The 8815-nt window shown below is 56.4% G+C and carries 8 protein-coding genes; 4 read left to right on the forward strand and 4 right to left on the reverse strand.

Features of this window, described 5'->3' with window-relative positions; genetic code table 11:
* Nucleotides 1-50: 50 nt before the first annotated feature.
* Nucleotides 51-374: a hypothetical protein gene (locus BLU89_RS19990; protein ID WP_245709806.1), complete on the forward strand. Its 324-nt coding sequence runs from the start codon at nt 51-53 to the stop codon at nt 372-374.
* On the opposite strand, the gene BLU89_RS19995 is transcribed toward BLU89_RS19990, so the two are convergent.
* Entirely contained in the window at nt 371-928 is a 558-nt protein-coding gene (locus BLU89_RS19995; RefSeq protein WP_083347830.1) for an isopropylmalate isomerase, read from the reverse strand. The genes BLU89_RS19990 and BLU89_RS19995 overlap by 4 nt on opposite strands.
* A 215-nt stretch (nt 929-1143) precedes the next feature.
* Between BLU89_RS19995 and clpB the strand changes: the two genes are divergently transcribed.
* The gene (clpB, locus tag BLU89_RS20000) at nt 1144-3762 is read left to right on the forward strand and encodes an ATP-dependent chaperone ClpB (protein WP_074739331.1); all 2619 of its coding nucleotides are present in this window, start codon (nt 1144-1146) and stop codon (nt 3760-3762) included.
* Between the two features lie 108 nt (nt 3763-3870).
* On the opposite strand, the gene BLU89_RS21835 is transcribed toward clpB, so the two are convergent.
* A complete protein-coding gene (locus BLU89_RS21835; RefSeq protein WP_245709807.1) occupies nt 3871-4344 on the reverse strand; it encodes a hypothetical protein in 474 nt (157 codons plus the stop codon).
* A gap of 418 nt (nt 4345-4762) precedes the next feature.
* Nucleotides 4763-5938, reverse strand: coding sequence for a 4Fe-4S double cluster binding domain-containing protein (locus BLU89_RS20010; protein WP_074739333.1), 1176 nt, complete (start codon nt 5936-5938; stop codon nt 4763-4765).
* 238 nt (nt 5939-6176) lie between these two features.
* Here BLU89_RS20010 and msrP point away from each other — a divergent pair, with 238 nt between their 5' ends.
* A complete protein-coding gene (gene msrP, locus BLU89_RS20015) occupies nt 6177-7079 on the forward strand; it encodes a protein-methionine-sulfoxide reductase catalytic subunit MsrP (RefSeq protein WP_074739335.1) in 903 nt (300 codons plus the stop codon).
* Between the two features lie 72 nt (nt 7080-7151).
* Here msrP and BLU89_RS20020 read toward each other — a convergent pair whose 3' ends face one another.
* Complete coding sequence (locus tag BLU89_RS20020) at nt 7152-7757, reverse strand: hypothetical protein (protein ID WP_143030638.1); 606 nt, start codon at nt 7755-7757, stop codon at nt 7152-7154.
* A 146-nt stretch (nt 7758-7903) separates the two neighbouring features.
* Between BLU89_RS20020 and msrQ the strand changes: the two genes are divergently transcribed.
* A complete protein-coding gene (gene msrQ / locus BLU89_RS20025; protein ID WP_074739345.1) occupies nt 7904-8518 on the forward strand; it encodes a protein-methionine-sulfoxide reductase heme-binding subunit MsrQ in 615 nt (204 codons plus the stop codon).
* The last annotated feature ends 297 nt before the right edge of the window (nt 8519-8815 follow it).

Below are 8815 nucleotides of genomic sequence, written 5' to 3' on the forward strand. Positions count from 1 at the left end.
TATTTGGCGCAATATGCTAAGGTGCTGCGAAATCAGTACAGGGGACAGACATGATGAAGAAAATACTTGTGCTTGGCGCAGCGCTGATGCTGGCCGCATGTGAGGACGCGCCGCAGAGCGATCCGCCAGAAACCGGCGCCGCGCCGGCCCCGACCAATGACAACCTTCCCCTGGTGCGCGGCTACCGGTCCGAGGATGACTGGTGTCAGCTCACGGGTGAAAGCAGCTTTACCGGCGAATTCCTGGATCATGCCGCAGATCTGGTTTCTTGCCCCACCGGTAGCGATGCTGAACAATCGCTGGTCGAGTCACACAATGCACAACTGATGGGACAGACCGGGGGCTACACCGTCTATTCAATTCCTCTCGGCTAAGACTGTCTTGCGACCCAGGCTGCATTGAGTGCGATCAAGGCGATGCCCGAAAGCTCCATAAGCCAATTGATACGGATGAACAGGAAATCGGTGCTCAGCAGGGCGTCGAGATTATGAAAACCAGCGGCGCGGATCAATACGAAACATATGAGGAAGACGAAGCCCAGCAGTGCCAAACCAATCCGGCTGAGATGCCTTCGGAGCAACCAAAGGCTGACAAGCGCGACCCAGATGCCGCTGAACATCACCACAAGGATAAACCCGATCTGCAAAGACCGGCGATCTTCATACCAACCCTGCATCTGTGATAGGCAACGGGCGGCTGCGGTCAGCCCCGATTGAAGATCAAGCTGTTTGTTGATCATCAGTGCAAACAGCAGCACCGTTAGTGCCAGCCAGAACAGCCGCATCCCTTGGCTTACGGTTGTCCGGGCTGCCCTGAAACAAAGAATGGTGGTGATCCCGTATGCGGCGACCGTCACCCAGCCCATGGGTGTTGGGTCGCCAATGACGGGCGACCACCGGTCGGAGATACATCTGAAAAGTTCTTGCACTACTGTCTTCCTATGACATTCGTAAAATATGATTTGGTATCATCTGTTTGTGTCAAGGCTCTATTACATTGAAAGGGCAGGGTACTGCCTGTGATATTGTGGCGGGACAGACTTGAATACACGTCAATATTACCCAAATTGAATGTGAGGCCCAGATCGACGTGTGCCGCCAAGCGGGCGCGTCACAATAGGGCGCTTGAGAAAAGGAGAATGCAATGGACTTGAACAAGTTCACCGAGCGGGCACGGGGATTCGTGCAGGCCGCGCAAACGATCGCGCTACGTGAGGGGCACCAGAGGCTGGAGCCCACGCATATTCTGAAAGCATTGATGGATGACGATCAGGGGCTGGCCAGCAACCTGATCACGCGTGCCGGTGGTGCGCCCAACTGCGTGGTCGAGGCGCTGGACGCCGCGATGGGCAAGATTCCGAAGGTCAGCGGTGACGCCAGCCAGATTTACATGGACGGCCAGACCGCCAAGGTTCTGGACGAAGCCGGGAAAATCGCCACCAAGGCAGGCGACAGCTTTGTGCCGGTCGAGCGGGTTTTGATGGCGCTGTGCATGGTGAAATCCAAGGCCAAGGAGGCGTTGGAGGCCGGTGCTGTATCCGCGCAAAAGCTGAACGAGGCGATCAACGATATCCGCAAGGGCCGTACGGCAGATACTGCCTCGGCGGAAGAAGGCTATGACGCGCTGAAGAAATACGCGCGCGATCTGACCGAAGCGGCCGCCGAGGGTAAGATCGACCCGATCATCGGGCGGGATGAAGAAATCCGCCGTTCGATGCAGGTTCTGTCACGGCGCACCAAGAACAACCCGGTTTTGATCGGGGAGCCCGGTGTTGGTAAAACCGCGATTGCCGAGGGCATGGCCCTGCGCATCATCAACGGCGACGTGCCGGAATCGCTGAAGGATAAAAAGCTGCTTGCGCTCGACATGGGCGCACTGATTGCTGGTGCGAAGTACCGCGGTGAGTTCGAAGAACGCCTGAAGGCGGTTCTGACCGAGGTGACCGAGGCCGCCGGTGAGATCATCCTGTTCATCGATGAAATGCACACGCTTGTCGGTGCTGGTAAATCCGACGGCGCAATGGACGCGGCCAACCTGATCAAGCCTGCGCTTGCCCGGGGTGAGCTGCATTGTATCGGCGCAACCACCCTGGATGAATATCGCAAATACGTCGAAAAAGACGCGGCCCTCGCGCGTCGTTTCCAGCCAGTTTTGGTGGCCGAACCGACCGTAGAGGACACGATCAGCATTCTGCGCGGCATCAAGGAAAAGTATGAGCTGCACCACGGTGTGCGCATCTCGGACTCGGCGCTGGTGTCGGCGGCGACCCTGTCGCATCGTTATATCACCGACCGGTTCCTGCCCGACAAAGCCATCGACCTTGTTGATGAGGCCGCGTCGCGGTTGCGGATGGAGGTGGACTCCAAGCCTGAGGAACTTGACCAGCTTGATCGTCAGATCCTGCAAATGCAGATCGAAGAAGAAGCGCTGAAGCTTGAGGACGACGCGGCCTCTAAGGATCGTCTGGAAACCTTGCAAAAGGATCTGGCCGATCTGCAGGAGCAGTCCGCCGAAATGACAGCCCAGTGGCAGGCCGAACGCGACAAGCTGGCTGGCGCGCGTGATTTGAAAGAACAGCTCGATAAGGCGCGCGCTGATCTTGAGATTGCCAAACGCGAAGGCAATCTGGCCAAGGCGGGTGAGCTGTCCTATGGCGTCATCCCTGAGCTTGAGAAAAAGCTGACCGAGGCCGAAAATGCCGAAAGCAGCCAGATGATGGCCGAGGAAACGGTGCGTCCGGAACAGATTGCCAGCGTGGTTGAACGCTGGACCGGTATCCCGACCTCGAAAATGCTGGAAGGTGAGCGCGAGAAACTGCTGCGGATGGAAGACGATCTGCATTCCCGCGTGATCGGTCAGGATGCGGCGGTCACGGCTGTCTCAAACGCAGTGCGCCGTGCCCGTGCGGGCCTGAATGACGAGGGCCGCCCGTTGGGCTCGTTCCTGTTCCTCGGCCCGACCGGCGTGGGTAAGACCGAGCTGACCAAGGCCGTGGCGAACTTCCTGTTTGATGACGACAACGCGATGGTGCGCATCGACATGTCCGAGTTCATGGAGAAGCACGCGGTCGCCCGTCTGATCGGTGCCCCTCCGGGCTATGTCGGCTATGACGAAGGCGGTGTGCTGACCGAAGCCGTACGGCGCAGGCCCTATCAGGTCGTGCTGTTTGATGAGGTCGAAAAGGCGCACCCGGATGTGTTCAACGTGCTGTTACAGGTTCTCGATGATGGTGTGCTGACCGATGGTCAGGGCCGCACCGTGGACTTCAAGCAGACGCTGATCATTCTGACGTCGAACCTTGGGTCTCAGGCGCTCAGCCAGTTGCCCGAAGGTGCCGACAGCGCGCAGGCGCGACACGACGTGATGGATGCGGTCCGGGCACATTTCCGGCCGGAATTCCTGAACCGTCTGGATGAAACGATCATCTTCGACCGGCTCAAGCGCGAGGACATGGATGGCATCGTCGATATCCAGATGGCGCGTTTGCAGAAACGTCTGGCCGCCCGCAAGATCGAGTTGGTCTTGGATGATGGTGCCAAGGAATGGCTCGCGAACGAAGGCTATGACCCGGTCTTCGGTGCCCGCCCGCTGAAACGTGTGATCCAACGCGCGCTTCAGAACCCGCTGGCCGAGGCTCTGCTGGCCGGTGAGATCAAGGATGGTGAGACCATTCCGGTATCAGCCGGGGCCGAAGGTCTGATCATCGGGGATCGGCTGGGCACATCCGAGCGACCCCGCCCGGACGACGCCGTGGTGCATTAACGCCCATCACAAGCTCTGAAAGACCCGCCCTGTTGCGGGTCTTTTCATTACCGGTTGGGCGGGACATGGACTAACCAAATGAAAACCGCCTCGCGGCAATGCCATTGATCACATCTGAAAGTGAATGTGGTCGTCGTGACGCGCAGCTCGGCAGCCTTGGAAACGGACTTTGTTATGTGCCACGCCAAGGCGACTGACCAAATGTGGTTCAATGAAAATCTTACCGACACGTGCATCTGCCGATAAGACCTGCATCACTGTTCGGGTGCGTTCTGTATCAAGCTCATAGCTGCGCCAGACCGGTTGGACAAAACCAAAATCCCAACGAAGGCTGGGCCACGATTTTGAGCATTCCGTTGGTCCGTCCTCAAATGCGAAATACCCGATTGGAGAGCGGGTTGCCCCGGGCAGGTAGCCGTTTTCATCACGATAGTAGAATGCCAGATCTGCCTTTTCACCGTCATCATGTGAAAGATGCGGGAGGAGAGGAAACCCGTTGAAGAACGGGAAGTTTGCATCGAGAAGCAGAGTCTTTGTACCGGGAAAGCGCTTTGCCACCTCCTCAGCGGTGTCTTCCAACACGTCAGCCAATTCTGGCGAAACATAGTTTCTGTTTAAGGCGCAGTATGTCCAGTTTTGGACTTGAAGCGGCCCGGAACCAAAACAGCTGATGGCAACACGCCCAAAATGAGGTGCAACCCAAAGGGCGGAAAAAGAAAGGGCAACGTAAGCCAGAACAAAAGCGACAAGTCGCCGCCTGAAAAACAGGGCTATGATCCAAGCAAGACCCCCATTTGAGTAAGAACGCTCAAAATCAAAAAGACAAAAGTACAAAATACCGCGCGCAACACAAAAATGGTTTGGCCTCTCGATTGATCGTCAGCCACAGGTTCTCTTTGAGGGGCGTGATGTCAATGCTACTTGTGCGATCTGCGCCCAAGCAGCACGTGCAGATCAACATTTAGAAACCGCACCCGCTTACAGAGTTTGCCTCCGCTGATCACGGCGCTTTCTTCCACCAGTCGCCGGGTTTTTGCCTGTTGCCGTGCGCGCGGGCCAGCCAAAGCGCCAGTTTCCGCAACGGGCTGAGCGCCAGCTTCAGCCACAGCCGGTCTTGCAGGGTTTGATAATCCCGGTTGAACGGGCAAACCCGCATGCAGATAGCGCAGTCCGAGGCGATCTTGGCCCAGAAAGAAAAACACTTCTCTGCGTCCGAGGTCCACTTTCGCACGCCCTTAATGGCCGAGACATTGGTGGTTTCGGTCGAGGGTGGCCCATACGGCAGCGCCTTCACGGGGCAGGCATCCGCGCATTTCGTGCAAATATCGCAAAACGCCCGCACACCTGATGGTTTGGGCGTGTCATGTGCCAGCGGCAGGTTGGTGAATATTTTCGAAAACCGCAGCCGGGGGCCGAATTCCGGCGTGATCACCATCTGATTTCGGGCATACTCGCCCAGACCGGCCTTGATCGCGTAAGGGATCACAAGGGCCGTGTCGTTCATCGAGGGAACCGCCTCATATCCCAGGTTTCGGATATAGGCGGCCAGTTGCATGACGATCGACGCTTCGTGGCTGTATTCGCGCCCGGTCGCCGCACCGGCAAGGGCTGACGGGTAGGTGGCAACCAATTCCCGGTCCATTTCATGGCCCAGAACAATGATCGAGTTCAGCCCCTCGGGCAGGTCGTGCGGCGCATCAGACATATCTCTGGTGTCGATGCGGGCGGTATAGATCCAGCGCTCATCCAGATCGGTAATCCCACATAGATCCGCGCCAAAGAATTTTGCGATGCGCTTGACCTCGGATGCCATCTTTGCCGGGTCATCGACCTCAACCGCGTCAGGCGCGACCGGGGTGTCCGGCTGGATCGGTGCCTGAAACCCTTCGCGCTTGCCGTCTTCAGCGCGGCGGTTTGAGATGACATCCGAGATCAGCCACGCCGCATTGCGCAAGGCAAAGTCGCGCTGGGCGAACCCTTCGCCCCGTCGCGGCGCGGCCTCCATCCTGTAGGAGGCAAAAAACCTGTCGGTCATCTTCGATTTGATCCGGTCGTCCCAGAACGCGCGCGTGAAAATGTCATTTCGCTGCGTGAACCGCTCGAAATCATCGGTGATCTCGATTCCGGCTTCAGCGTCTTGTTCAAGTCGAGGAGGGGTGTTCTTGGGCCAGACCATTCCGGGACCATAGCGAGGCGCATGGGGCTGCGCAATCAGCCGAAGTCTCGCCCCAAAGGGTCGAAATCGGGTCTTTAAAACGTGTACAAGACGGAAGATCGGGCTTTGTGGGCATGTACAACACGGAAGATGCGCCGGTTACGTTACAATCCGGTCTCCCAATCGTGACGATCGTTTTCTTGGCTCTGTGTTATCACGCATTACCTTGGACCCGAGGAAACGAAAGACGGAGACCCAAATGGCGCATCGCTGGACCAACAAACTGACGCATAATGACGTCACCCCAAGGACGGCGTTCCTGAACCGGCGGCAGGTAATGGCCGGTCTGGCAGGTGTCGGGCTTGCAGGAATTGTCAAACCAGCAGATGCGAAGGAAGGTCTTGGGCCGAATACCTGGGAAGAGATCACCTCGTATAACAACTATTACGAATTCGGCACCCGCAAGGACGATCCCGCAAAATATGCCCATACCTTGGTAACCGAGCCTTGGAGCGTCAAGATCGACGGCCTGGTAGATCGGCCGGGTGAATATGACTTCAAGGATATCCTCTCGGAAATGACCATCGAGGAACGCATCTATCGGTTTCGGTGTGTCGAAGCCTGGTCGATGGTGATTCCGTGGAACGGGTTTGAACTGGCCGATCTGCTCAATATGGCCGGGGTACAGGATGGCGCAAAATTTGTGGCATTTGAAACAGCCTATCGCCCGGATGAAATGCCTGGTTTGCAATACCCGGTGCTTGAATGGCCCTATCGCGAAGGCTTGCGGTTGGATGAGGCGATGCATCCGCTGACGCTGATCGCAACGGGCATTTACGGCAAGACGATCCCAAACCAGAACGGGGCGCCTCTGCGTCTGGTGGTGCCGTGGAAATACGGGTTCAAGTCGATCAAGTCGATTGTGCGCATCACCTTGACGGATACGCAGCCTCCGACCAGCTGGAACATGGCGGGTCCGCGGGAGTATGGTTTTTACAGCAACGTGAACCCCAACGTCGATCATCCACGCTGGTCGCAGGCTTCCGAGCGACCGATCGGAGGCGGTCTGTTTGCCAAACGTGAACCTACGCTGATGTTAAACGGCTACGAGGAAGAGGTCGCCAGCTTATACGAAGGTATGGATCTGGCTGCGAACTACTGAAACTGAGAAAGTTCGGGTCTCTAGAACCCGAGCCTGTTAGCTAGTGTCGGCGCAGGCGCTACAAGACCATCGCTACGGTTCTGCTGCGCGATGGCTTCCATACGGGTGATGAAGCCCGCCCGCTGGGAGAGGGATTTTGTGATATAGAGAGGTTTTTTGTTGAGCAAACGTAAGAACCAATGCCGGGCGCTTGTCGTGGACCCGGATGTCGACAAGATCAGATAGTTTCCTTTCCTGTTTGGTCGCATCGACACCATAGCATTCGATGAATGACCCGTCGTAGACAACCTTTTGGACAAAGAGCAATATGAACCATGAGTATCCGAAAATCAGGCAGAGCGCGATCAAAGCTGCCTTGTGGATCACCGGATCATGGATGCCGACGCTCTCCCAGAGCGGAGACAATTCGGTCGTCAGCAGCAACACTAGCGCAATAACGGGTGCAAGATCGCGCAACCCCCAGGGCGGGCGCAATTCTGTTATCCCATCCACCCGATTAGGTGAAAATGAATTGAACAGAGAAGAGATGAAAGACAGACCAACATCTTCCAGGCTTTGGTCATTGGCGAATATCGATGTACGACCTTTACTGTTTCGCCAACGGGTCAGCCCCCAGCTGATGAATATTCTGACACCAAGGCTCAGCAGAGCGGGGGTCATTAGGTCATCGTGGGACACGAAAGTCGCTCCTCGCAATTTGTTATATGGCCGGGATTGCCGCTTTTCGAACATCGCAAGTGGTATTGTGTTTCTGAATTCAGACATAAATTCGGCAAGCGGGTTTTCGGGCGGGAGTTAGATTGGAATTGGGCGCGGGCACTTTCATAAGTCGATTGAATTCTGCCTTGCGGCGAATTCCAATCTGGTCACTCTATGCCTTGGGTGCCCTCTATCCCGCGTGGTTGCTGTATCTGGGTGCGACCGGTGGGCTTGGAGTCGAGCCGATCGAAGCCCTGGAGCACAGGCTTGGCAAACGTGCTTTGCAGCTATTGATCTTCGGTTTGGCTATATCCCCGATGCGGCGGCATCTGGGTTTGAACCTTTTGAAGTTTCGCCGCGCCATCGGAGTTCTGGCGTTTGCCTACGTCTGTCTTCATTTGCTGGTCTGGCTGGTGCTTGATGTCCAAATTCCCAGTCAGATATGGGCCGATATCGTCAAGCGCCCTTACATTACTGTTGGCATGGCGGCGTTTTTACTGATGCTGCCGCTCGCGGTGACCTCAAATAACTGGTCGGTGCGCAGTCTTGGCCCTCGGTGGCGCAAGCTGCACCGGCTGGTCTATCCGGCTGCAGTTCTCGCTGCGCTACACTATGTGATGCTGGTCAAGGGATTTCAGATTGAACCATTGATCTATCTGCTGATCATGTCTGGCTTGCTGGTGTTGCGTTTGCCGATCCCGATCCTGTTGACCCGGTTGCGACGGGCCGATTCCGCCTGAATCGCGACCGAGTCTGAGGGTAACCGTGTGAATAAGCCCTCTGCGCTGTAAAAGCATGGGTGTCGATACATTCGCTGTATTCGAAATGGCGGTGCATGTTTCACGTAACATCTTGATAATATTGGATTAACAAAGAAACATCGATTTTTCTCCAGTTTCTTGGATTTTCCGCTTGCAGGTTTTTGGTCTAATCCGTAAATACCCCTTCACCGGCGCTGCTGAGGCGCTTGTGACGCACCGGAGAGGCGGTGGAGACGGGCCGGAGAGACGGTTGGACGCATCGGAGAGACGGTGGGC

Origin of the sequence: Ruegeria halocynthiae, assembly GCF_900106805.1 — a bacterium.
In the GTDB taxonomy this organism is placed as follows: domain Bacteria; phylum Pseudomonadota; class Alphaproteobacteria; order Rhodobacterales; family Rhodobacteraceae; genus Ruegeria; species Ruegeria halocynthiae.